Here is a 23,774-nt window from a genome sequence, read left to right as displayed (position 1 = left end):
CGATGTCACACGCGAGTTCTTCTCTCTTGGCGCCACCGGTCCCCCGCCTGCGCGGCGCACAGTATGCCCCCGCGAGAAAGCATTGGTGCAACGATGCCCCGAAGCGTCAGACCACTGGTCTGTAGCCTCCTGAGTGCCACGGTCGTGGCGTCCGGGTTGGTAGCCCTTCCGGCGACCGCCGCGGCCGGAGACGTCCCACCGGATTTCCACTCCTCGTTCGAGCAAGGCGAACCGCAGCCGACGTGGAGCGACACGGTCGACGTCGACCCGTCCGGCGAACCGAAGGCGTTCGGCGTCGACGGCGCGAACGCCACCACCATCCCCGGTGACATCCGCGGCAAGGTCACCGAGACGTCGGCCAACAGCGAGAACACCCCGAACGAAGGGGTGTCGAACCTGGTCGACGGGTCGACCGACACCAAGTGGCTCGCCTGGACCCCGACCGGTTGGGCGCAGGTCACCCTCTCGGAGCCGACGTCGATCACGCGGTACGCGCTGTCCTCGGCGAACGACTTCGACAACCGCAACCCGCGGGACTGGACCTTGCAGGGCAGCGCCGACGGCCTGTCTTGGACCGATCTGGACAAGCAGACCGGGCAGAAGTTCAGCGAGCCGTTCCAGAAGAAGGAATACCGTCTCGCGGCCGCGAGTGCCGCGTACAAGTTCTTCCGCCTGAACATCACGAAGAACAACGGCGGCGACATCATGCAGCTTTCGGAGCTGCTGCTGGCCAACGAGGACCCGGTCCCGCCGGCACTGCCGAACATGCGCAGCTTCGCCGACAGCGGCCCAGGCAGCGGTTACACCAGCAAGAACCGGGTCGGCTTCACGGGCCTGCGCGCGTTCCGCTACTCCGGCAGCCATAAGGCCCAGGGGCACGGCTGGTCGTACAACAAGATCTTCGACGTCGACATCCCGGTGGTGGCGACCTCGGAGCTGTCGTACAAGGTGCAGCCGGAGTTCATCCGCGGTGACCTGAAGTACCCGAGCACCAACGTCGCGGTGGACCTCGCGTTCACCGACGGCACCTACCTGAGCCAGCTCGGCGCGGTCGACCAGTACGGTTTCGGGCTTTCCCCGCAGGGCCAGGGCGCGAGCAAGGTGCTCTACACCAATCAGTGGAACCTGGTGCGCTCGCAGATCGGCGTGGTCGCGAAGGGCAAGACGGTCGACCGGATCCTGGTCGGCTACGACAACGCCGACGGCCCGGGTTCGCTGCAGGGCTGGCTGGACGACATCAAGGTCTCGGCGACTCCGACGCCTCCGGCGAGCCTGCGCCCGTCCGACAACGTGCTGACCACGCGCGGTTCGCTGTCGAACGGGTCGTTCTCGCGCGGCAACAACATGCCCGCGACCGCGGTTCCGCACGGGTTCAACTTCTGGATCCCGACCACCGACGCGGGCACGTTGAGCTGGATGTACTCCTACCACTCGCGCAACAACGAGCAGAACCTCCCGGCGCTGCAAGCATTCTCCGCGAGCCACGCGCCGAGCCCGTGGATGGCCGACCGGCAGACCTTCCAGTTCCTGCCCTCGACCGCGTCCGGCGTGCCGAACCCGGATCGTGAGGCGCGGAAGCTGCCGTTCAAGCATTCGAACGAGACGGCGCGGGCGCACTACTACGGCGTCGACTTCGAGAACGGGATCAAGGCGGAGGTCGCGCCGACCGATCACGCGGCGCTGTACCGGTTCAAGTTCCCCGGTGCGGATTCGAACCTGATCTTCGACAACGTCAACAACAACGGCGGGCTCACCCTCGACCCCGCGGGCCGGGCCATCACCGGCTACAGCGACGTGAAGAGCGGGCTGTCGGCGGGCGCGTCGCGGATGTTCGTCTACGCGACCTTCGACAAGCCGGTGTCCGCCGGTTCGAAGCTGTCGACCGGTTCGGGTGAGCAGAAGCGGGACAACGTCCTCGGCTACCTCAAGTTCGACGCGGGCGCCGACAAGACGGTGAACATGCGGATCGCGACCTCGCTGATCAGCGTCGAGCAGGCGAAGAAGAACCTGGCGCAGGAAGTCGCCCCGGACGCGACCCTCGAATCGGTGAGCGACACCGCGCAGAAGGCGTGGGACGAGAAGCTCAAGATCGTCGAGGTCGAGGGCGCGTCGAAGGATCAGCTGATCACGCTGTACTCCAACCTGTACCGGCTCTTCCTGTACCCGAACTCGGGCTTCGAGAATGTCGGCACGGCCGAGAAGCCGGTGAAGAAGTACGCGAGCCCGGTGTCGCCGAAGACCGGACAGGACACCCCGACGCAGACCGGCGCGAAACTGGTCGACGGCGAGTTCTACGTCAACAACGGGTTCTGGGACACCTACCGGACGGTCTGGTCGGCGTACTCGCTGCTCAGCCCGGACACGACCGGGAAGCTGGTCGACGGGTTCGTGCAGCAGTACCGCGACGGCGGCTGGATCTCGCGCTGGTCCTCCCCCGGTTACGCGGATCTGATGACCGGCACCAGTTCGGACGCCGCTTTCGCGGACGCCTACCTCAAGGGTGTCAAGGGATTCGACGTCCAGGCGGCCTATGACTCCGCGATCAAGAACGCCACGGTGACCCCGCCCAACGGCGCGGTCGGGCGGAAGGGCATCGACGAGGGCACGTTTCTCGGGTACGCGCCGAACACCGCGGACCACGGGTTCTCCTGGGCGATCGAGGGTTACGTCAACGACAACGCCATCGCGAACATGTCGAAGAAGCTCTACGACGAGGCACCGGCGAACGACCCGCGCAAACAGGAGTACCTGGACAACTACGGGTACTTCACCGAACGGGCCACGCAGTACGTGAACGTGTTCGACCCGAGTGTCGGCTTCTTCCAGGGCCGTGACGCGGCGGGCAAGTTCACCCGGGGCAAGGCGGACTTCGATCCCGAGGTGTGGGGTATCGACTACACCGAGACCAACGCCTACGGCATGCGGTTCTCGGTCCCGCAGGACGGCAAGGGCCTGGCGAACCTCTACGGCGGCAAGGCCGGGCTGGCGTCCAAATTGGACGAGTTCTTCGCCAAACCCGAGCAGGGGCTCAAGTTCGGCACCTATCCCGGGATCATCCACGAGATGACCGAGGCACGGGACGTGCGGATGGGCATGTACGCGCATTCCAACCAGGCCGCGCATCACACGCTCTACATGTACGACTACGCGGGTCAGCCGTCGAAGACGCAGGCGAAGGTCCGCGAGGCGCTGTCCAGGCTGTACGTCGGCAGCGAGCTCGGCCAGGGCTACGGCGGCGACGAGGACAACGGCGAGCAGTCGGCGTGGTGGCTGTTCGGCATGCTGGGCTTCTACCCGTTGCAGGTCGGCAGTTCGGACTACGCGATCGGCTCGCCGCTGTTCACCAAGGCGACCGTGAACCTGCCCGGTGGCAAGAAGATCGTGGTCAACGCGCCGAAGAACAGCGCGAAGAACGTCTACGTCCATGGCCTGAAGGTGAACGGCAAGGCGCAGTCCTCGACGTCGCTGGCGCACGCCGCGATCGCCGACGGCGGAACGCTGGACTTCGACATGGGCCCGAACCCGTCGTCGTGGGGCACCGGCCCGGACGACGCGCCGAAGTCGATCACCAAGGGTGACGCGGTGCCGACTCCGGTGCACGACCTGACCAAACCGGTCTCCGGCGGGGACGCGGCGTTCTTCGACAACACGTCGCGGACCGAGGCGAAGGTCAAGGCGCCGATCCAGTACCAGGTGCCCTCGACGAACGAGGCGGGTTCGTTCTACACGCTGACTTCGGGCAAGGGCGCGGGTGATGCGAAGAGCTGGGTGCTGAAAGGTTCCTACGATGGGAAGACGTGGGCGGTCGCGGATCAGCGGACCGACCAGAGGTTCCCGTGGCGGCAGCAGACGAAGGCGTTCAAGATCGCGAATCCGGCGCATTACGCCCACTACCGGCTCGAGGTCACCGCGACCACGGGCGGGGAGGCGTCGTTGTCGGAGTTCGAGGTGCTGGGCAAGCCGGACGCGGCGTGCACGCAGACCGTCACCGGTGAGCGCAAGGGACCGCTGACCGTGCGCGACGGGGTGACCTGTTTGGACGGTGCGACGGTGTCCGGCCCGGTGTCGGTGGCGCCGGGCGCGAGCCTGATCGTCCGCGGCGGGTCGATCTCCGGGCCGCTGACGGCGACGGGTGCGGCGCAGGTCGTGCTCGACCGCACGAAGGTGAACGGCCCGGTGGCGATCACCGGGGCGACCGGGCCGGTGTCGATCGAACTGACCGAGATCGGCGGACCGGTGGCGTTGACGGGCAACAAGGGGCCGGTGCTGACTTCCAGCACGATCGGCGGACCTCTGGCGTGCGCGGCCAATTCCCCCGCTCCGACGGATCACGACCTGCGGAACACCGTCCGCGGGCCGTCCGCCGGGCAGTGCGCGAAGCTGTAGTCCTCCGGTAGCGCGTGAAGGCCCCCTTCCCTCGGCTCAGCCGAGGGAAGGGGGCCTTCACGCGGAATTCCTGCCGCGCAGGATGCCGGAACCGACCAGTGTCGCGGACAGGACCGTGAGCGCGAAGCCCGCGTAGGTCGTCGCCGTCAGGAAGTCGGCCGAGTGCTGAGCCGCCGTCAGCGCGCCGGGGAAGACCAACGCCAGGATGGTGCCGCTGAGCGCGATGCCGATCCCGGTGGTGACCTCGCTGGCGGTGTCGACCAGCGCGGCGCCGATGGTGGTCCGGTCCGGCGGCAGGCCGCGCATCACGTTGGTGCCCGCCACGACACCGACCACGCGCATGCCCGCCGCGACGCAGGCGAGAGCCAGTGCGATCCAGACGTAGCCGAGCCCGCCGAACGCGGTGTAGACGGCGAGGCCGCACACGACCGCGCAGGCGCTGAGCCAGGCGGCCTTGGTGAGACCGACGCGGGTGATCAGGGGCGTGACGAGCGCACCGCCGGCGAGCAGGACGACGACCTGGGGAAGCATCCCGAGGGCGGCTTGGGCGGGAGTCCAGCCCAGGCCGAACTGGAGGTGCAGCGTCACGAGGTAGCCGAGCCCGGCGGTCGCGAGTCCGGCCGCGGCCTTGAGCGCCAAGCCGCTGGAAACGAGTGGCCGGGCGATGAGCTTCAGGTCCAGCAACGGATGCCGGGCGGTCTTCTCCCGGAGGACGAAGCAGAAGGAGTGACGGTTAGTTATGACCGTGTATGCGCGTGCCGATCGGAAAGCACGTTTCTACCCCGATACCGTGATCTACCACCGCTGCCGGATGTTCTGCTCTGTTCGAGTGGATGTGGTTTCCGCTACTGCGGGTAAGGAGCGCCGGACGCTAGCGTCGGCTGGGGAGAGAATTCACGCTTACAGGGGAGATTTTTCTTATGGTGCAAAGAAAATCGTCGCGGCCTTTGCGGAGAGTCCGGCTCGTGGCCGCGCTCACCGTCGCCGGGTTGGTCGCCGCCACGGGTACCGCGCTCGCCGACACCAGCGCCGACCGCAAGGTCGTGCAAGAGGCGCTGGACCAGCTCACCGCGAGTGGAGCGCTCGGCGTGCAGGCCAGGGTGGCCGACGGCTCCCAGCGGTTCACCGCTCGCTCGGGCAAGGCGGAGCTGGGCTCGAATCGCCCGGTGCCGGAAAACGGCCGGTTCCGCGTCGGCAGCATCACCAAGACGTTCGTGTCGACGGTGCTGTTGCAGATCGCGGGCGAAGGCAAGCTCGACCTGGACGCGCCGGTCGTCCGTTACCTGCCCGGCACGATCGACGGCCGTATCACGGTCCGCCAGGTCCTGCAACACACCAGCGGCCTCTACAACTACACCGACGCGTTGCCGCTCGACCCGGACGAATTCGAGCGGATCCGCTACCAGCACTGGACACCCGCGCAGCTGCTCAAGATCGCCACCGACAAGCCGCTCGACTTCGACCCCGGCACCCGGTGGAGCTACTCCAACACCAACTACGTGGTCGCGGGCCTGCTGGTGGAGAAGCTGACCGGCAAGCCATACGGGAAAGCGGTCGAGCAGCGGATCTTGAAACCGTTGCACCTCACCGACACCGAGGTTCCCGGCGACAACGTCGACATCAGGGGCCCGCACGCCCACGGTTACGTGACCGTGGCAGGCAAGCCGAACGACATCACCCGCCTCAACCCGTCGGTCGCGTGGGCCGCCGGCGAGATCATCTCCACGACCCGTGACCTGGACACGTTCGGCGTGGCACTGGCGAGCGGCAAGCTGCTCAAGCCCGCGCAACAGCGGGAGATCAGCAAGACCACCACGGTCAGCCCCGAGTACGGCCTCGGCCTTGGGGTACAGACCCTGCCGTGTGGCAGCAAGGTGTGGGGCCACGGCGGCGGCATCCCCGGCTACTCCTCGCAGCTGCTGACCACACCGGACACCAAGAAGCGGCTGGAGCTCTCGGCCACGAGCGCGCCGACCGGCGGCGACCCCAACCCGGCGTTCCTCAAGCTGCTCAACGAAGTCTTCTGCTGAGGTCTTCCGGTCCGGCGGCGCAGTGCCGTGAAGGCCTTCTTAGTACGTGAAGTCGCATAGCTGGGTCAGCGCTGCTCTTGGTGATCCGGACTTGGGGTCGCTGACTACTTGAGCGTGGGGGGTAGTGCCTGTAGTGGTCGCTCGGGGCGTGCCCTTGATCAACGGAGGATGGGCCCCTTCCTTCGTGACTCGTGTTCCTGGCGAGTAGGCGACCAATTGCGATCGGGCAGGCGTGAGCGAGGGGATGTGGCTGTCCTGAAGGTGGCCCTCAGGACGCCTGCGACAGAGTCGCGACCTGTCCTCGTGAGTGGCGATTCGGGTCAGGGCCAAGGGTGTTCTAGGTGCCTACGGCGGGCGAGGCGGGTCCGTGAGGACTCGCCGGAGAAACGCGACCTTCACACCTTCCCCGGTACATGAAGGCCCCCTTCATGTACCGGGAAGCCGACCGCGGCCACCAACCCGGGTGTCGCGAAAGCCACTTTCGGGACATCAGACGCCGCGAAAGTGGCTTTCGCGACACGACACCCGGAACCCGGTAGGTACCTGAGACACTCACGGCCGTCCTTGACACTCACGAGGCGCGGCGGCCACCGAGCCGTGCTCACGCGCGCGAGTTACGGTGGCCTGGTGACGATCACCGGGTTTTTCTCCTCGTTCGAAACGGGTGATCCGCAGCCGGTGGATCCGGCCTTGCGCGTGGGCACCGGGCCGCGGTCGTCGCCGACGGCGAAGCCAGGCGTCGGGTTCACCGGCGGGCACGCTCTCCGCTACGAAAACTCGCTGCGCGCGACACTGTTCGAAGTGGACGTCGAGGTCACCGGCCACACGGAACTGTCCTATGTGGTCTTCCCCGAGGCCGAGGCCGACGCCGTCCCCAGTTACCGCAGCACGTTCGTGGCACTGGACGTCGAGTTCACCGACGGGACGGCCGCCGGGTTCAGCGCCGCGGAGCAGGGCCTGGACAAGACGCTGTACGTCGACCAGTGGAATCCGGTACGACGGCGGCTGGGCGAGTTCGCGGGACGGCGGATCGCCCGGATCGTGCTGGTCAGCGAACCGCCGGACGGCGAAAGCACGGGCTGGCTCGACGACGTCCGGATCACCGAGCGCGCGGTCGAGATCCGTGAGCCGGTCGACCACGTCCGCACCACCCGCGGCACTCATTCGAGCGACAAGTTCTCGCGGGGCAACAATTTCCCCGCGACGGCCGTTCCGCACGGGTTCAACTTCTGGACCCCGGTCACCGACGCGGGCGTCACCAACTGGCTCTACAGCTACCACCGGCACAACGACGCGGCGAACCGCCCGGCACTTCAGGCGTTCGCGCTGTCGCATCAGCCGAGCCCGTGGATGGGTGACCGGCACACCTTCCAGGTGATGCCGGGGACCGGCCCGGTCGAGGCGGACCGGGTCCGTCGCGCGCTCGCGTTCTCCCATGACGACGAGATCGACCGGCCGTATCACTACGGTGTCCGGTTCGCCAGCGGTGTCACCGCCGACATCGCGCCGTCGGATCACGCGGCGATCATGCGGTTCACCTTCCCGGGTGAACGCGGCTGGCTGCTGTTCGACAACGCCCGCAACCGGGGCGGCCTGCGACTCGACGCGGCGAACGGTGTCCTCACCGGTCACACCTGGGTGCGCAGCAGGTTGTCGGCCGGGGCCCGGCGGATGTTCGTCCACGCCGCGTTCGACGTTCCCGCCGAACGCGGCGGGAAGATCCGCCGTCCGGTGTGGCGCACGGTCACCGGCTTCCTGGAGTTCGCCGCGCCCCAAGTGACGATGCGGATCGCGACGTCGCTGATCAGCCTCACCCAGGCGAAGCGGAACCTGGACCTGGAGATCCCGGACGGCACGAGCTTCGAGCAAGTCCGCGACAAGGCCCGCGACGCGTGGTCGGAGGTGCTGGGCCGCGTGGAGATCGAGGGCGCGACCGAAGACCAGCGCGACACGTTCTACTCCAACCTCTACCGCCTGTTCCTCTACCCGAACTCCGCGCACGAGGACACCCCGACAGGCGTCCGCCACGCGAGCCCCGTCGTCCGCCGTCTCCGGCCCAGCACCCGCACCAGGACCGGGGCGAAGATCGCGGACGGCGAGATGTACGTCAACAACGGCTTCTGGGACACCTACCGCACCACCTGGCCCGCGTACGCCCTGCTCACCCCCGCCCGGTGCGGGCGGATGATCGACGGGTTCGTCCGGCAGTACCGCGAGGGCGGCTGGATCTCCCGCTGGTCCTCCCCCGGCTACGCCAACCTCATGACCGGCACCAGTTCCGACGTCGCGTTCGCCGACGCCTACCTCAAGGGCGTTCGGGGATTCGACGTCGAAGGCGCCTACGAGGCCGCGCTGAAGAACGCGACGGTGACACCGCCCGGGCAAAGTGTCGGCCGGAAGGGACTGCACGAATCGATCTTCCTCGGGTTCACGCCGACGTCCGTCCACGAAGGCCTGTCCTGGGCGCTGGAGGGCTGTATCAACGACTTCGGCCTGGCCAACCTCGCCGAAGCGCTCGGCCGGCGCGACGACGCCGCGTATTTCCGGCAACGCTCGCAGCAGTACGCGAACCACTTCGATCCCCGGATCGGGTTCTTCCAGGGCCGCAACCGTGACGGCAGCCGTCATTTCGCCGCCGAGGGGTACGACCCCGAGGCCTGGGGCGGCGATTTCACCGAGACGAACTCCTGGAACACCGTCTTCTCCGTCCCCCACGACGCCGCCGGGCTCGCCGCGCTGCACGGCGGCACCGAGGCGCTGGAGTCCAGACTGGACACGTTCTTCGCGACGCCGGAGACCGGCCGCAAACCGGGCTCCTACGGTGGGCTGATCCACGAGATGACCGAAGCCCGCGACGTCCGGATGGGACAGTACGGGCATTCCAACCAGCCGTCGCACCACATTCCCTACATCTACAACTACGCGGGCGCGCCGTCGAAGACGCAGCGGATCGTGCGGGAGGTCCTGCGGCGGCTCTACGTCGGCGGCGACCTCGGCCAGGGCTATCCGGGCGACGAGGACAACGGCGAGATGTCCGCCTGGTACGTTTTCGGCGCGCTCGGGTTCTACCCGCTGGCCATGGGCAGCCCCGAGTACGCGATCGGCGCGCCGCTGTTCACGAAGGCGACCGTCCACCTGGAGAACGGTAAGGACCTGGTGGTCAAGGCGCCCGGCAACACCGAGGCCACCGTGTACGTCCACGGGCTGACGATCGACGGACGTCCGCACCGGAGCAGCACGCTCCCCCATTCCACGCTGGCCGACGGCGCGGTGCTGGAGTTCACGATGGGCGAGAAGCCGTCGGACTGGGGCCGCTCCCCCGCCGGGCCGTCCGATCCGTGCCCGCTCACGGACATCACGGCGGGCACCAGTGCGCTGTTCGACGACACGACCAGGACCCAGGTCACCTTCCCCGGCGGCGAGCCGGTCGTCGACTTCCCTGTCGAGGACACCTCTCGCGAGGTCGTGATGTACACGCTGACCTCGGGAAGCCGCCGGGGTGATCCGCGGTCGTGGGTGCTGGAGGGGTCGGACGACGGCGAGCGCTGGGTGCTGCTGGACCAGCGTGAGGGCGAGACGTTCCGCTGGCGCCGTCAGACGCGGCCGTTCGCCCTCGCGGAGCCGTCGAGGCACGCCCGATACCGTCTTCGCATCACCTCGTCCACCGCCCGGCGGGTCACCCTCGCCCAAGGAGAGCTGCTCGCCCGATGATCTCGCGCATCACCCAGGCCACGACCGACCGTCTGGTCGCCTCCGATCCCGGCCTGGTCCGGCTCCGGCTCGGCTTCTCGGCCGTGCTCAGCATCGTCGTCGCGGTACTGGCCATCCTGCCGTTCCACCAGCCGCTCACGATCACCCTCGTCGCCGCGATCGCCGCGATGACGGCCGCCTTCACCGTCAACGACGACACCCCCGGACAGCAGGCGCTGACGCTGGTACTGGCACTGGTGCTCGGGGCCGCGTCGCTCACCGCGGCGAGTGCCGGTTCGGCCGCGCCGCCGCTGGACAGCATCGTGTTCGTGCTGCTGATCTTCGTGGCGGTCTACGCGCAGCGGTTCGGCTCGCGCGGGATCGCGCTGGGGTCGATCTCGTTCTTCCTGTTCTTCTTCGCCATGTTCCTGCAAACGCATCTCAAGCAGGTCCCGGTGCTGCTGCTGGCGCTGACCATCGGGATCGCGGCCAACGCGGTCGTGCGGTTCGTCCTGCTGCGCAGGCATACGGACGCGGAGTTCCTGCGGATCCGGCGGGCGTTCCGGGCCAGGCTCGCCGCGGTGGTGCGGGCGGCCGAGGACCATCTGGCGGTCGGTGGCAGCGAACGCACCCGCAAACGGCTCCGGACGACGAACGCGCGGATGCAGGAGTCGGTCCTGCTCATCGAGGACACCGCGCCCGAGGTCACCGGCGCGGAATCGGCGAACCGGCTCCGCCGCCGCGCGATCGAGGTCGAACTCGCCGTGCAGTGGCTGACGATCACCGTGCAGCGCACCTGCGCCGAAGACCTCGACGAGGACGTCCGGGACGACCTGATCGCGCGGATGCGGCGGTTCCGGTCGCTGATCGAACGCGACCCACGGGAACTGCCGCTGATCAGCGAGACCGAAGAGTTCAGCAAGATGCTGGTGGAAGGCAGCCGGATCGACGAGCACGCCGCGCCCGGCGACGGGGTCCGCCGGGCCATCGCCGAGCTCGCGCTGGCCGACGTGCGCGCGCAGCGCGTGGCCGAGCACGACGTCTCCGACGCCGCGGACGATCCCGAGGATCCGGAAGAGGAGAAGCCGTCGGCGTTCGCCTACGACAACCAGACGCGCAGCGCCATCCAGGCCGTGGTGGGCGGCGGGCTCGCCGTTATCGGCGGGGAACTGGTGTCGAGCCAGCGGTGGTACTGGGCGGTGCTGACCGTGTTCGTGGTGTTCATCGGCTCGTCGACCGCGGGGGCGACGTTCGTGAAAGGTGTCCGGCGGCTCGGCGGCACGCTGATCGGCATCGTGGGCGGGCTCGTGCTGACGCTGCTCGTGTCGGGCAGTGTGCCGGCGACGCTGGCACTGATCCTGGTGTGCGTGTTCGGCATGGTCTACATGGCGCGGGTGTCGCAGGTGATCATGGCGTTCTTCATCACCAGCATGCTCGGCCTGCTCTACAGCCTGCTGGGGACGTTCAGCCTGGAGGTGCTGTGGATCCGGGTCGCGGAGACCGCGGTGGGCGCGGCGGCCGGGGTGCTGGCGGCGGTGGTGATCATGCCGGTGCGGACCAGGGCGGTGATGCTGGACGACCTCTCGGCCCTGCTGGACGAACTGGACGAGTTCGTCGACAAGGCCGCGGGACTCTTGTCCGGCGCGGAGAACGTGAGCGTCATCGAGAAGTCGCGTGACCTGGACCGTGCGGTGGACAAGGTCCGCACGACGATCGAGCCGCTGACCCATCCGGTGAACCTCAGCAGCCGCCGCGACTACGGCTGGCACGTGCTCACGACGGTGGAGACGATCGCCTTCCGCGCCCGGCATGTCGCGGCGCGATCGCAGGCCGGGTTGCTGGTGAACGAGGCGGATCGGCTGCTGCTCTACACCGGGCGGATCCGGGAGAACATCGCGTTGCTGGGGAAAGCACTCGACGATCCCGGCGGTTCGGGCCACGGGACGCTGGTGCGGGACGACGGAACGCCGGTGGCGGACCGGATCGACGATCCGCGGGCGCGGTCGGTGCTCACCAGTCTCGGGCATCTCGACGAGACGGTGATCGCGCTGGGCCGGGTGTTCGGGGTGGCGGCCACCGATCCGGCGCCGTCCGGGAAAGGGTGACGGCCTCCTTCGTCGTGGTCCGAAGGAGGCCGCCGCCTCAGGGATCAGTTCTTCGGTTTGGGACAGTTCTTCCAGGAGAAGTGGTAGGTGGTCTTGATGGCACCGTCGGTCGAGTCCATGGTGACGAAGCTGGTGGTCTTCTTCGGATCCGAAGTGCCGACAGCGGCCCGCAATTCCGTGTTGATGTTGAAGTTGCGGTCCTCACCGCAGGGCTTGTAGACGATGGCACCGACCTCGATCTCGTCGGTGAACTGCCAGTTGTCCTCGTACGGCCCTTTCAGGTTGTGGTTCACGAAGGACGTCGGGGAATTGCCCTGAAAATAGTAGTTGGCTCGTTCCATTCCGGTGGCCCCCGCGGCGAGGGACGCGAATCCGCGGTAATCGGTTCCCGCGATACCGTAGGTGAATCCCTGCGGCACGTGGACATAGAGGTTGAGCTGACAGTTTTTGCGGATGTCCGTCGGTTTCGCACCGACGCCGACTTGGGCGGTGTATTCGCTGTAGGTCACCGTGAAGGCGGTGTTGTCCGGCGACACGGAAACAGCCGCGGTACCCGGTCTGCATCCGGTTCCGTTGACGGTCACGACGTCGATGACTATCTTGTCGGACGGCAGCGGCGGCGGCACCCAGCCGTTCGGCGTGACGACCGAGGTGAAAAGCGTTACGGCAGCAACCAGCGCGGTGAGCATGGGATCCTTCCCAACACTTCGACACGGCGGGAACTGGGCGGATTCGATGTTGTCGAGACGATCGTTTCCCGGTCGCCCGCCGATCGGACGAAAACGGTTTCGGCCACCGGAAACAGCGGCGACCGCGGAAAATGGGGTCGTCGAGAAAACCCGTCGCCGCCAGGTGGGGCGACGACGAGCCGCGAAGTCCTCGTACAGGACGGCCAAGGCCCTGACCAGGCATGGGTGGGACGGCCTTCTTCCTGGCGGGGAAGCAGGCCGTCACCCTGGAGACGATGTCAGGCTGTCGGGCAGGTCTTCCACGAGAAGTGATAGGTGGTCTTGAACCCGCCATCGGTCGAGTCCATCGTGATGAAACTGGTGATCTTCTTCGGATCCGAACTTCCGGCCCCGACCCGCAGTTCCGTGTTCACGTTGAGATTCCGGTCCTCGCCGCACGGCTTGTAGATGATGACACCGCCCTCGGCCTCGTCGCGGAACTGCCAGTTGTCCGACAGTGGCCCATTGACGGGGTGACTCACCTGCGCTGTCGGCGAATTACCCTGGAAGTAGTAGTTCGCCCGCTGCAGTGCCTTGGAGCCCGCTTCGAGCGAGGCGAAACCGCGGTAATCGGCGCTGGCGATACCGTAGGTGAATCCCTGCGGCACGTGGATGTTGAGGTTCAGCTGGCAGTTCTTCCGGAAATCGGTGGGCTTGGCGCCGACGCCGACCTGCGCGGTGTATTCGCTGTAGGTGACCGTGAAGGCACTGTTGTCCCTGGCGACGGCGACCGCCGACGAACCCGGCGGGCAGCCGGAACCGTTGACGGTGAGCACGTCGATGGCGACACGGTCGGGCGGGTTCGTCGGCGGCGGCGACCAGCTATTCGGGGTTATTATCGAGGAGAAAAGCGATACGGCGGCAACCACTGCGCTGAGCATGGGGTCCTTCCCAAAACTTCCACACGGGGGGCGGGGAACTGGGCGGACTCAGGTTAGCGAAACGATCTTCATGGTGCCGCCCGCCGATCGGACGAAACTGTCACGGCAATCGGTTCATGACATTTTATTATGGTCTGTAACCGTTTTCCGGTCGGCTGGAAACGCTATCAGACCTGGAAAACACCACTCGATTCGCACGATATGGAAAATGCGTTCTCCGATGCGTGTTGACGATTTCGGGAAGACAACCGCGATCACGCGGTGACGGGCCTCGCGGCCCGACGACGGCTCCCGGCCGGTCTGGCGGATCGTGGTCGCGCTGAAGACCCGGCGCGTGGCCAGCCAGCGGGAACTCGCGGTCGGCGTCCGGGGCGCCACGCTCACCTATCACCTGAACGCGATGGAGAGCACCGGCCGGATCACCCGGCAGCGTGATCCCCGGACAACCGGCGGGTGCATGTCGTGGAACTCACCAACCAGGGTGAAGCGGTCTTCACACTGGCTGACGAAGGCGGCGATCGCGCACGACAACGGACTGCGCCGGGTTCGGCGAGGAGGAGATCACCACACTGGCCGGGCTGCTGCCGCGAACGGGACCGGTGGCGGCATCGATCAAGAAAACAGTGACTGGACGCACCCGAACGGCGACTCGGGACAGGACTAGCATCGCGGTACAAAGTCGATGTCGCCTCAAGCTGGAGAACCGCAATGACCCAAGCCCCTGTCAACGTCACCGTCACCGGTGCGGCCGGCCAGATCGGCTACGCGCTGCTCTTCCGCATCGCGTCCGGTCAGCTGCTCGGCCCGGACACCCCGGTGAAGCTGCGGCTCCTGGAGATCCCGCAGGCGGTCAAGGCGGCTGAGGGCACCGCGATGGAACTCGAAGACGGCGCCTTCCCGCTGCTGTCGGGCATCGACATCTTCGACGACCCGAAGCAGGCCTTCGAGGGCGCGAACGTCGCCCTGCTCGTCGGCGCCCGCCCCCGTGCCAAGGGCATGGAGCGCGGCGACCTGCTCGAGGCCAACGGTGGCATCTTCAAGCCGCAGGGTGAGGCCATCAACGCCGGCGCGGCGAGCGACATCAAGGTCCTCGTGGTCGGCAACCCGGCCAACACCAACGCCCTCATCGCGCAGGCGCACGCGCCCGACGTCCCAGCCGACCGCTTCACCGCCATGACCCGCCTCGACCACAACCGCGCCCTCGCGCAGCTGTCGAAGAAGCTGGGTGTCCCGGTGACGGAGCTGAAGAAGGTCGCGATCTGGGGCAACCACTCCGCGACCCAGTACCCGTCGATCGCGCACGCCGAGGTGTCCGGCAAGCCGGCGACCGAGGTCCTCACCGACCAGCAGTGGCTGGCCGACGACTTCATCCCGACCGTCGCCAAGCGCGGCGCGGCGATCATCGAGGCCCGCGGCCTGTCCTCCGCGGCGTCGGCCGCTTCCGCGGCGATCGACCACGTGTACACCTGGGTCAACGGCACCCCCGAAGGTGACTGGACCTCCGCGGCGGTTGTGTCCGACGGCTCCTACGGAGTTCCGCAAGGCCTGATCTCCTCGTTCCCGGTCACCGCCGCGAACGGCGAGTACAAGATCGTCCAGGGCCTCGAGATCGACGACTTCTCGCGCGCCCGCATCGACGCTTCGGTCAACGAGCTGGCCGAAGAGCGCGACGCGGTGAAGAAGCTCGGCCTCATCTGAGCCTGCTCCGTTCCACGAAGGCGGCCGCGTTCCCCAGGGGACGCGGCCGCCTTTTCGTCCGTCAGGCGAAGAAGTCCCGCGCCGGACGGGGCACCCACAGCAACGCGACCAGCACCACCTGGACGAGGGCGACGACCGGGATCACCGCGTGGAACATCGGAGACCAGCAGCGCCCTCGACAACCGGACCGCGCCCCGGCACCGAAACCGGCGCGACCGTCGTCACCGGCTCGCCCGCCGTTCCGCGCCGATGAGCGTGTCGAGGTTGGCGCGCGTGGCCTTCAGCTCACCGATCGCCTCGTCGATCCGGTTCCGCTGTCGCACCAGGCCGTCCACCAGCTCCGGACAGTCGGGCGTCAACCAGCCGTCCTCGTCGACGATGCACGGCAGGATCTCCAGGATCTGCGCGGTGTTCAGCCCGGCCCCGAGCAGGATCCGGATCCGCCGCACCACCGCCACATCGGCGTCGGCGTACGCGCGATACCCACTCGGCCGCCGCTGCGGCGTCAGCAGGCCCTGTTCTTCGTAGTACCGCAGTGCGCGCTCGCTGACGCCGGTCCGCCGCGCGAGTTCCCCGATCCGCATCCGCACTCCAGCCTTGACTCTCACGTGGATGTCAAGGTTTAGCTTAGCCGCCATGACCACCGTGACCGTCCTCGGACTCGGCCCCATGGGACACGCTCTCGCCGCCGCGTTCACCGCCGCCCACCACCCCACCACCGTGTGGAATCGCACCCCAGGAAAGGAAAACGGCCTCGACGCCACCGTCGCCGCGACCGCCGCGGAAGCGATCGCGGCCAGTCCTCTCGTCGTCGTCTGCGTCCGGGACTACGCGGTGGCGCAGTCCATTCTCGACACCGACGCGCTCGAAGGCCGCACTCTGGTGAACGTCAGCGGCGGCTCCCCGAGCCAAGCCCGCGCGATGGCGACTTGGGCCGCCGCACAGGGCATCGACTACCTCGACGGCGTGATCGTCGCGACCACCGAAGCCATCGGCGGCCCTGAAGCAGCCCTGTTCTACAGCGGACCGGCCGACGTCTACGAGACCCATCGAGCGACACTCTCGGCCCTGGGCGAGAACGCGAACCACCTCGGCGATGACCCCGGCCGCGCCGCCGCCTTCGACGCGTCCCTCCAGGACATGCTCTGGACCTCCATGAGCGGCGTGATCCACATGTTCACACTCGCCAAAGCGGAAAACGTCCCCGCCGCCGACATCGCCGGGCACGCGAAGGCGATGCTCGGCTTCTTCCCCGACATGATCGACCTGCTCGCCGACCAGGTCGCCGCGGAGCACTACCCCGGCGACGCGGGCACACTCGAGGCCACAGCGGCGACGATGGACCACATCCTCAGCGCGATCCGCGCGCACGACCTCGACAACGGCGTCCTCGCCGCGGCCCGAACCCAAGTACAACAAGCGATCGACGCCGGACATGGCGCCGACGGGTTCGGCAGGCTCGCCGCGCTCTAGCTCCGCACTCGCGTGCGTGAAGGCGTGACGCGCAAGATCCGCCTCCACGCACGCGAGTGCGGCGAACGGGACCACCGCGCTTGCCGCGTACACACGACGCTAGAAGCCCGAGGGGTAAAACGTCTCTCTTCCCCGATCGCCGGATCGGCCCGAGGTCACGACTGTGACGTCGGGCCGAAACCGGTATTCCGGCACCAGACCGGGATGGTCGATGGTGCCATCGTCTCGAAAGGACGCACGTTCGTCTTGACGGCAAACCCGCCCGGCGCCGTAGCCGACTCCCAGACCCAGTGGCAGCAAGACGAGCTCGGCTATCTGTATCCAATTGGCGAACATCGGTCTCCCCTGGCGGCGTATCGAGTTCCGGTCACGACGGTGCGCGACCCGGCCTGACACCGTCCAGGCTATTCGCCTTCTATTCTCACTTGAAGGGCTATTCGGGTATTATTCGCCGACTAGTGTCCGGGTCGAGGTAGCATGATCACACCCGGCAGACCGACCGGTCACGGCTCGACGAGAGGGGACCATGCCCACGCCGCCCACCCCCGGCACCGACCGCGCCCGGCTCGCGATGAAGCTCCGCGAAATCCGCGCGGCCACCGGGATGTCGGGCAACCAGTTCGCCAAGGAACTGCGCTGGCCGCAGTCACGGGTGTCCAAGATCGAAACCGCCGCACAGTTCCCGACCGGCGACGACATCCTCGCTTGGCTCGACGCGGCCGACGCGCGCGGCGAGGAGGAGCGCGTCACCGAGCTGCTCAGGCGCGCACGGGTCGAATCCGTTTCGTTTCGCCAGGAGTTCCAAGAGTCCGGTGGCGCGGGCGCCAAACAGCGATCGGTGCACGAACTGGAACACCAGGCGACCAGGGTCGCCACGTTCCAGCCCGCGATGCTCCCCGGCTTGCTTCAGACACCTGGCTTCATGCGCGAGCTGCTGTCCCTGCCGTCCGGGCCCGCACGCATGGGCAACGCTTCCAGCGCCGAAATCGAGCAAATGGTGGCCGCTCGTATCGAACGGCAAGCGCAGCTGTACGAACCCGGCAAGGCCTTGCCGTTCGTGATCGGCGAAGCCGCGCTGTGGATCCGCGTCGGAGATCTCGACACTCAACTCGGCCAGCTGGACCGGCTCCAGTCCCTTGTCGGCCTGCGCACGGTCGACCTGCGAATTCTGCCCTTCGAAACGACGACTCCGATCGCGCCGCTGCACGGATTCAGGATCTTCGACACCGATTTCGTCGTCGTGGAGACCTTCACCGGCGAACACCTGCTCATGGACCCGGACGAGGTCGGGCTGTACGAGCAGATGTTCCGCCGACTGCACGACGGTGCGATAGGAGGTGAGAAAGCGGCTCGACTGATCCAGAGCGTGTCACACCGGCTGACCGCCAGGTGATCACACGGCCGTCCGGCAAGCCAGGCAGTCCGAATGCGGCTCGGCCAGACTGGTGATGAAACTGTGATCCATGGTGGCGAGGCTGAACCCGTACTGACAGTTCAGCTGGAGCTTCGGCGCGTCCGTGATCAAGCGCATCACCGCGTGGGCGACCAGGTTGCCCACGACGCCGGCCGTCACAGCGTTCGCCGCGTGTGCCGGGATACCCGCCGCCGACGGCCAGGTCTCCAGCGGTGGGCGCTGTGCCTCGAGGTCCCGCTCGGCGAGGCGGGCGCATTCATAACAAGGCCCCGCTCCTGGGCGGTAGATCCCGAGGTTGACCTGCGGGCCGTGATAACCCCCGTACACCCACGCGGTGCCGGTCGACGCGCACGCCTGGTTCGCCCAGTCCCGGATCTCCGAAGGCTCGTCGGCGACCATCACCAGAACATCGCAGTCGACCGTCAGCCTCCGCAGGGAAGACACGTCGCCGATCCGCGTCGGCTCTCCGGTGACTTCGATGTCGGAATTGGCCGCCCGCAACCGCTCTACCGCCACCTCAACCTTCAACCGGCCCAGATCTCGCTCCGTATAGAGAATCTGGCGGCTGAGGTTGGACAGTTCGATCACGTCCGGATCGACGCAATGCAGCCGACCCACACCGGACATGCACAATCCCAGGGCGGCCGTGCACCCGACGCCGCCCACTCCGACCACCACCACGCGCGCCTGAGCCAGCCGGACCTGGAAGTCCCAGCTCGACGATCTTCGCTTCAGGTCGATCCAGCGGTACAACGACCGGCCATTCGAATGACGCTCGCGTTGCCGCGCGCTCAACGCGGTACACGCCGGCTCGTCGGCGTCCTCGACATACCCGAGCTCGACCAGCTTTTCGACAGCGGCCGTGGCTTCCTCGACGGAACAAGACGGGAACCGGCGCGCCAGATCCAGCGCGACCTGGTCGACCGTTCGTGTCCCATCGAGACCTTCCAGCAGCGCCCACACAGCACCGTCCGGGTCCCTCAGTTCGGCGGCGATGCCGAACACCTTCCCGCCGATCCGAATCCAGCCATCGCCGAACCGGACCGGCCGATGCTCGTTTTTGATCCGTGGACGCATCAGAACCCTCTCCGATCAGCCGTTGTCGTGGCTGTAGACGTGGTGTACCGCGTCGGTGCGCTCCACCATCACGATCTCGATCATCGTCAGCCTCCTCCCGCGCTCGACTCGCCCAGACCCACTGGTGACCCCGTCACCTCTACAATGTAGACTTCCTAGTTGTAGACGTCTCAAATGTAGAGCTTCACATTGTGGACGTCTATAGCTGCACCGTGGGCCATGCAGGTGACTTCGTGGTCGCAGTCCGTGATCAACCGCGAAGAGGTGGTGAACTCGTGAGCGCACTGAATCCCACTGCCGTCAAACGCTGGATCGCACTCGAGATGAAACGCCTCAGGGAAGCCGCCGGCTACGACCGAGCCGCCGCCGCGGAACGCATCGGCAAGGCGACCACGGTCATCGCGCATATCGAGACGGCACGAAACCTGCCCGCGCCGGCGGACCTGGAAGTCCTGCTCACTTTTTACGGGGTGCCGGACCGGGCGGACTTCTTCCGCGACATGACTCGCCGAGCGAAACGCGGCCGTGACTGGTGGATCAAATTCAACCGCGCGGTACCCGAGTGGTTCACTTTGTATCTGGGGCTGGAAACCGGCGCCGCACGCATCAACACCGTCGACCTCGTCGCACTACCCGGACTGTTCCAAACCCGCGACTACGCGCGAGCGATCATGCGTGAAGGCCGGAAGTGGTCCTCCGAAGCCGAATTGGACGCCATGGTCGACTTACGAATGGCACGACAGGAGATACTGGATCGCCCTGATGACGCCCCGCAGATCTGGTCGATTCTCGACGAGAGCGTCCTGCGACGTCAGATCGGCGGACCGGCAGTGATGCGCGAGCAACTGCAACATTTGATCGACCTGTCCGAACGACCGAAGATCGACATCCAGGTACTGCCCTTCACCGCAGGTGCGCACGGGGCTTCGGATGGCATGTTCGTCATCTTGACCTACCCGCCCGAGTTCGACGGCGACCCTGGGACCGTATATGTCGAGAACCGGCGTGAAGGCCTCTACTATGAAAGTGCCGCGGCCCTGCTCGACTTTCGGAACACGTTCGAGCGTTTGCAGGTACAGGCGGAGAAACCTGAACGCTCACGCGAGCTGATCCACTACTTGGCAAAGGAACTTGATGTCCACTGATTCACCCCGCCCCACCCTTGCCAATGTGTCGGGCTGGTGGAAATCCAGCTACAGCAATGGCGCGAGCGGGTGCGTTGAATTCAATGCGTCCGTGCCCGGCTACGTCGGTGTGCGGGATTCGAAGCTCGGCGAGAAGAGCCCCGTCCTCGTTTTCGAGCCTCACGAGATTCGCGCCTTCGTACTGGGAGCGAAGGCGGGCGAGTTCGACGATCTGATCAGGTAAGTCCGCTTCACAACTCCCTGAGCCAGCCTCGGATCCATTCGGACCCCGAAGTACGGCGCAACAGCAGGCAGCACTCTCGGTAGTCTTTGCTGTTTTTTAGTGAAGAGGTAAGTTGATCTTGTCTTTTACTTGGCCGTATAGGGCGTTATACATTTGAAGTTCAGGAACGCGTGGATCGGCGTTGCCGATACGCGCGCTGCTGACAGGCCCTCGAGCAGTAGTCCCGGGGCCTGCCCCGCCCTCCCCCGTCCAGCGGTTGGCCGCACATGACACACTCCCCTCCTCCAATTTCGTCACGCGTTACCTCACTCCCCTGACTCTCAACGAGCATCTGGACGCCGTCGAGAGTGCGTTGCAGTCCGAACTCGAAGGGGTCGAGCGGCGTGTCCATGCCCCCGGCCTTCCACAACCTCTCCAGCGCCGGGTACACGTCGAGGCGCTCGAACAGCGACTCGCGTTCGCTCCACCACTGTTCATGGGAAACACCCGTGCGTCGCTGGAGCTCCGCGGTCTCCCCCGCCTGGCGCGCGACGGACTCGACGAATCCGCCGACCAGGTTCACCACCGCGATCACCTGCGCGGGCGCCAGACCACTGCGTGACGCGACGTCGAGGGCATGGTCGTAGCCGGCCATGATGTTCGGCCCCGGCAGGCGCCGGGTTCCGGCACTGTCGACCAGCCAGGGATGCCGTCGGTGCAGTTCCCATGCCCGCCGTGCCCAGCGTTCGAGACCGGTCCGCCAGTCGAGGCCGGCCGCGGGCTCCACGGGGAATTCGCCGTACACGGCGTCACGCATGAGTTCCACCAGCTCCGCTTTGCCGGGAACGTACCGGTAGAGCGACATCGTGGTGGTGCCGAATCGCTCCGCGACTTTGCGCATCGACAGCGCACCGAGCCCTTCGGTGTCCGCGACCTCGACTGCCGCCGCGATGATCCGGCCGAGACTCAGCCCGGGCCGATCCGGCTCTGGCGCTCCCCACAGCAGCTCGATCGCGCGCTCCGGATCCGGCTGCGCGTCGTCTTCCGCCACCGCTTCTCCCTTGACTCTCATCGCTCGCGCGTGTTTAGCTGATAAACCTCAGTATATCCCATAAACATTCCTTAGGAGCGCTTCGGCATGCCCGAAATCAGGTTGCACGTGTCCCCTGACGGCCAGGACGACTGGCCCGGCACCGTCGACCGGCCTTTCGCCACCCCGAGAGCGGCACAAGAAGCCGTCCGTGCCGTCACCGCCGGGATGACCGGGGACATCATCGTCACCTTCACCAGCGGTGTCTACCACCTCGAAGAACCCTTCGCTCTCGACGACACACTGGCGGATTCCGGCGAAAACGGTTTCCGTGTGATCTACCAGGCGCACGGCTACGGAACGCCTGACCAGGCAAAGGTCGAACTGAGCGGCGGCCGTGCGATCAACGGCTGGTCGGCCGGCGACGACGGCGTCTGGACCGTATCCATCGGCGATCTGGAACCACGACGGCTCACCGTGGACGGCCGCCCCGCCACACGGGCCGCCCGCAAGAGCGGTTTACCGGGTACCGTGACGAAAATCGAGACTGGTTACGTCACGGACAGTGTGGAACCTCAGTCGTGGCCGGACCCGTCCGGACTGGAGTTCGTCTACCCCGGTGTCTACCCGTGGTCCGAAGCCCGGCTCGCGGTCGCGTCGATCTCCGGCGACGACGCCTCGACCACCATCACCATGGCCCGACCGGCCTTCGACAACGCCAAGTCCCTCTACGATTCGAAGTGGTACGGCGCCGGTGGAGACGGGACTTGGGACGGTCTCGCCGCGCCTTCCGTACTCGAGAACAACGTGGCCTTCCTGACCGAGCCGGGCACCTTCGCCGTCGACCGCACCGAACCGGGCGCCCACGTCCTGCACTACCGCCCGCGCCCCGGCGAGGAGATCGGCAAGACCACCGTCGTCGTGCCAGTCCTCGAAACGCTCGTCAGCGGGCAAGGCGTGCACGACCTCGTCCTGCGCGGCTTCACCTTCGCCGACGTGGCCTGGTCGGGCCCCACCCGCACCGGCGGCTACCTGCACTATCACGGGAACGCTCGCCACGAGCAGGGCGAGTTCCAGAAGATCGACCTGGGTGCGGACGTGGGCTACGTCCATGTCCCGGCGAGCCCGGTCCAGTTGCCGGCCAACGTCAGTCTCACCGCGGTCCGCCAGGTCACGCTGGAGGACAACCACTTCACTCGTCTGGGCGCGGGCGGACTGCTGGTCGAGGACAGCACCGACGTCGAGATCCGATCGAACGTCTTCGACGAGATCTCGGGCAGCGGGATCGCCGTCCACGAGAGCACCCGGGTCGCGCTCGAGGACAACCTCGTCCACCACATCGGCACCGAGTACCGCGGCTCGTCCGCCGTCATCGTGGTCGAGTCTGAAGAGACGACCGTGGCGCACAACGAGATCCACGACGTCCCGCACAACGGCATCGTGATCACCGGAGGCGAGCGGGCCAAGGGCACCCAGGTGATCGCGAACCTGGTCGAACGCACCATGGGGAAGCTGATGGACGGCGGCGGGATCTACCTCTCCGCGCCGCAGGGTTCGTCGTTCGCCGGCGGCGCGGTGGTCCGTGGCAACGTGATCCGGGACGTTCTCACCTCATACAACTTCGGGCTCTACGCCGACTACGGCGCCGCCTGGATCACCGTCGTCGGCAACATCGTCCACGGCGCCGACACCCCGATCGTGCTCCAGGTCGGCCCGCCGATGGAGAACGTCGCCTTCCTCGGCAACTTCTGGGACGTCCAGCCGGACGGCGAGCCGCCCGAGACGGTGACCGTGGCCGGGAACACCTTGCTGTCCAAGGAGAACTTCGACAAGGAAGTCCGGGCCGATCCGGCGGGCGCCGACATCCTCGCGCGGGTGGGACGCCGCGGTCTGGAACGATGATCAACGCTCCTGC

At 66.9% G+C, this 23,774-nt stretch carries 16 protein-coding genes and 1 pseudogene; 11 read left to right on the top strand and 6 right to left on the bottom strand.

What is annotated here, in order from left to right; genetic code table 11:
• The first annotated feature begins 93 nt into the window (after window positions 1–93).
• Window positions 94–4,386, top strand: coding sequence for a GH92 family glycosyl hydrolase (locus BS329_RS41270; protein ID WP_076169010.1), 4,293 nt, complete (start codon window positions 94–96; stop codon window positions 4,384–4,386).
• A 57-nt stretch (window positions 4,387–4,443) separates the two neighbouring features.
• Here the strand turns inward: BS329_RS41270 and BS329_RS41265 are convergent.
• Window positions 4,444–5,103: pseudogene (locus BS329_RS41265) on the bottom strand (MFS transporter); the annotation flags it as partial.
• A gap of 203 nt (window positions 5,104–5,306) precedes the next feature.
• Here BS329_RS41265 and BS329_RS41260 point away from each other — a divergent pair.
• The 3 genes from BS329_RS41260 to BS329_RS41250 all read left to right on the top strand — a co-directional run bounded on the left by BS329_RS41260 (window position 5,307) and on the right by BS329_RS41250 (window position 12,211).
• Window positions 5,307–6,416 (top strand): serine hydrolase domain-containing protein, encoded by a 1,110-nt coding sequence (locus tag BS329_RS41260; protein WP_076169008.1) that lies wholly within the window; start codon window positions 5,307–5,309, stop codon window positions 6,414–6,416.
• Window positions 6,417–7,043: 627 nt separating this feature from the next.
• Window positions 7,044–10,127: a GH92 family glycosyl hydrolase gene (locus tag BS329_RS41255; RefSeq protein WP_076169027.1), complete on the top strand. Its 3,084-nt coding sequence runs from the start codon at window positions 7,044–7,046 to the stop codon at window positions 10,125–10,127.
• Window positions 10,124–12,211 carry an FUSC family protein gene (locus BS329_RS41250; RefSeq protein ID WP_143253446.1) on the top strand — a complete coding sequence of 696 codons (2,088 nt, stop codon included), beginning with the start codon at window positions 10,124–10,126 and terminating at the stop codon, window positions 12,209–12,211. Before BS329_RS41255 ends, BS329_RS41250 begins: the two co-directional genes overlap by 4 nt.
• 44 nt (window positions 12,212–12,255) lie before the next feature.
• Here the strand turns inward: BS329_RS41250 and BS329_RS41245 are convergent, their stop codons facing one another.
• Window positions 12,256–12,900: a DUF4360 domain-containing protein gene (locus BS329_RS41245; protein WP_076169006.1), complete on the bottom strand. Its 645-nt coding sequence runs from the start codon at window positions 12,898–12,900 to the stop codon at window positions 12,256–12,258.
• Window positions 12,901–13,178: 278 nt separating this feature from the next.
• On the bottom strand, window positions 13,179–13,820 hold the full coding sequence (locus tag BS329_RS41240) for a DUF4360 domain-containing protein (protein ID WP_076169005.1): 642 nt from the start codon (window positions 13,818–13,820) through the stop codon (window positions 13,179–13,181).
• 310 nt (window positions 13,821–14,130) lie between these two features.
• Between BS329_RS41240 and BS329_RS41235 the strand changes: the two genes are divergently transcribed.
• Both BS329_RS41235 and BS329_RS41230 read left to right on the top strand, forming a co-directional pair.
• Complete coding sequence (locus BS329_RS41235; RefSeq protein ID WP_341866362.1) at window positions 14,131–14,484, top strand: MarR family transcriptional regulator; 354 nt, start codon at window positions 14,131–14,133, stop codon at window positions 14,482–14,484.
• Between the two features lie 44 nt (window positions 14,485–14,528).
• The gene (locus BS329_RS41230; protein WP_076169003.1) at window positions 14,529–15,518 is read left to right on the top strand and encodes a malate dehydrogenase; all 990 of its coding nucleotides are present in this window, start codon (window positions 14,529–14,531) and stop codon (window positions 15,516–15,518) included.
• 221 nt (window positions 15,519–15,739) lie between these two features.
• Here the strand turns inward: BS329_RS41230 and BS329_RS41225 are convergent, their stop codons facing one another.
• On the bottom strand, window positions 15,740–16,102 hold the full coding sequence (locus tag BS329_RS41225) for a MerR family transcriptional regulator (protein WP_076169001.1): 363 nt from the start codon (window positions 16,100–16,102) through the stop codon (window positions 15,740–15,742).
• A gap of 52 nt (window positions 16,103–16,154) precedes the next feature.
• On the opposite strand from BS329_RS41225, the gene BS329_RS41220 reads away from it, so the two are divergent.
• The gene (locus BS329_RS41220) at window positions 16,155–16,991 is read left to right on the top strand and encodes an imine reductase family protein (RefSeq protein WP_084750879.1); all 837 of its coding nucleotides are present in this window, start codon (window positions 16,155–16,157) and stop codon (window positions 16,989–16,991) included.
• A 526-nt stretch (window positions 16,992–17,517) separates the two neighbouring features.
• Window positions 17,518–18,384 (top strand): helix-turn-helix domain-containing protein, encoded by an 867-nt coding sequence (locus BS329_RS41215; RefSeq protein WP_076168998.1) that lies wholly within the window; start codon window positions 17,518–17,520, stop codon window positions 18,382–18,384.
• On the opposite strand, the gene BS329_RS41210 is transcribed toward BS329_RS41215, so the two are convergent.
• A complete protein-coding gene (locus tag BS329_RS41210) occupies window positions 18,385–19,482 on the bottom strand; it encodes a HesA/MoeB/ThiF family protein (RefSeq protein ID WP_076168997.1) in 1,098 nt (365 codons plus the stop codon).
• Window positions 19,483–19,757: 275 nt separating this feature from the next.
• Between BS329_RS41210 and BS329_RS41205 the strand changes: the two genes are divergently transcribed.
• Both BS329_RS41205 and BS329_RS41200 read left to right on the top strand, forming a co-directional pair.
• Window positions 19,758–20,627, top strand: coding sequence for a DUF5753 domain-containing protein (locus BS329_RS41205; protein WP_076168995.1), 870 nt, complete (start codon window positions 19,758–19,760; stop codon window positions 20,625–20,627).
• On the top strand, window positions 20,617–20,850 hold the full coding sequence (locus BS329_RS41200; RefSeq protein WP_076168993.1) for a DUF397 domain-containing protein: 234 nt from the start codon (window positions 20,617–20,619) through the stop codon (window positions 20,848–20,850). Before BS329_RS41205 ends, BS329_RS41200 begins: the two co-directional genes overlap by 11 nt.
• 160 nt (window positions 20,851–21,010) lie before the next feature.
• Here BS329_RS41200 and BS329_RS41195 read toward each other — a convergent pair whose 3' ends face one another.
• Window positions 21,011–21,880: a TetR/AcrR family transcriptional regulator gene (locus tag BS329_RS41195; protein WP_076168992.1), complete on the bottom strand. Its 870-nt coding sequence runs from the start codon at window positions 21,878–21,880 to the stop codon at window positions 21,011–21,013.
• 87 nt (window positions 21,881–21,967) lie between these two features.
• Between BS329_RS41195 and BS329_RS41190 the strand changes: the two genes are divergently transcribed.
• Complete coding sequence (locus BS329_RS41190) at window positions 21,968–23,761, top strand: right-handed parallel beta-helix repeat-containing protein (RefSeq protein ID WP_076168990.1); 1,794 nt, start codon at window positions 21,968–21,970, stop codon at window positions 23,759–23,761.
• Window positions 23,762–23,774 lie beyond the last annotated feature (13 nt).

Origin of the sequence: Amycolatopsis coloradensis, assembly GCF_001953865.1 — a bacterium.
GTDB classification, from domain to species: domain Bacteria; phylum Actinomycetota; class Actinomycetes; order Mycobacteriales; family Pseudonocardiaceae; genus Amycolatopsis; species Amycolatopsis coloradensis.
This window is presented reverse-complemented; position numbering and strand designations above follow the sequence as displayed.

Coding starts and splice junctions, on each gene's coding strand:
- BS329_RS41245 (WP_076169006.1), bottom strand. CDS start 12,900: ATGCTCACCGCGCTGGTTGCTGCCGTAACGCTTTTCACCTCGGTCGTC.
- BS329_RS41190 (WP_076168990.1), top strand. CDS start 21,968: ATGCCCGAAATCAGGTTGCACGTGTCCCCTGACGGCCAGGACGACTGG.
- BS329_RS41210 (WP_076168997.1), bottom strand. CDS start 19,482: ATGCGTCCACGGATCAAAAACGAGCATCGGCCGGTCCGGTTCGGCGAT.
- BS329_RS41240 (WP_076169005.1), bottom strand. CDS start 13,820: ATGCTCAGCGCAGTGGTTGCCGCCGTATCGCTTTTCTCCTCGATAATA.
- BS329_RS41250 (WP_143253446.1), top strand. CDS start 10,124: ATGATCTCGCGCATCACCCAGGCCACGACCGACCGTCTGGTCGCCTCC.
- BS329_RS41200 (WP_076168993.1), top strand. CDS start 20,617: ATGTCCACTGATTCACCCCGCCCCACCCTTGCCAATGTGTCGGGCTGG.
- BS329_RS41215 (WP_076168998.1), top strand. CDS start 17,518: ATGCCCACGCCGCCCACCCCCGGCACCGACCGCGCCCGGCTCGCGATG.
- BS329_RS41225 (WP_076169001.1), bottom strand. CDS start 16,102: ATGCGGATCGGGGAACTCGCGCGGCGGACCGGCGTCAGCGAGCGCGCA.
- BS329_RS41230 (WP_076169003.1), top strand. CDS start 14,529: ATGACCCAAGCCCCTGTCAACGTCACCGTCACCGGTGCGGCCGGCCAG.
- BS329_RS41260 (WP_076169008.1), top strand. CDS start 5,307: ATGGTGCAAAGAAAATCGTCGCGGCCTTTGCGGAGAGTCCGGCTCGTG.
- BS329_RS41270 (WP_076169010.1), top strand. CDS start 94: ATGCCCCGAAGCGTCAGACCACTGGTCTGTAGCCTCCTGAGTGCCACG.
- BS329_RS41220 (WP_084750879.1), top strand. CDS start 16,155: ATGACCACCGTGACCGTCCTCGGACTCGGCCCCATGGGACACGCTCTC.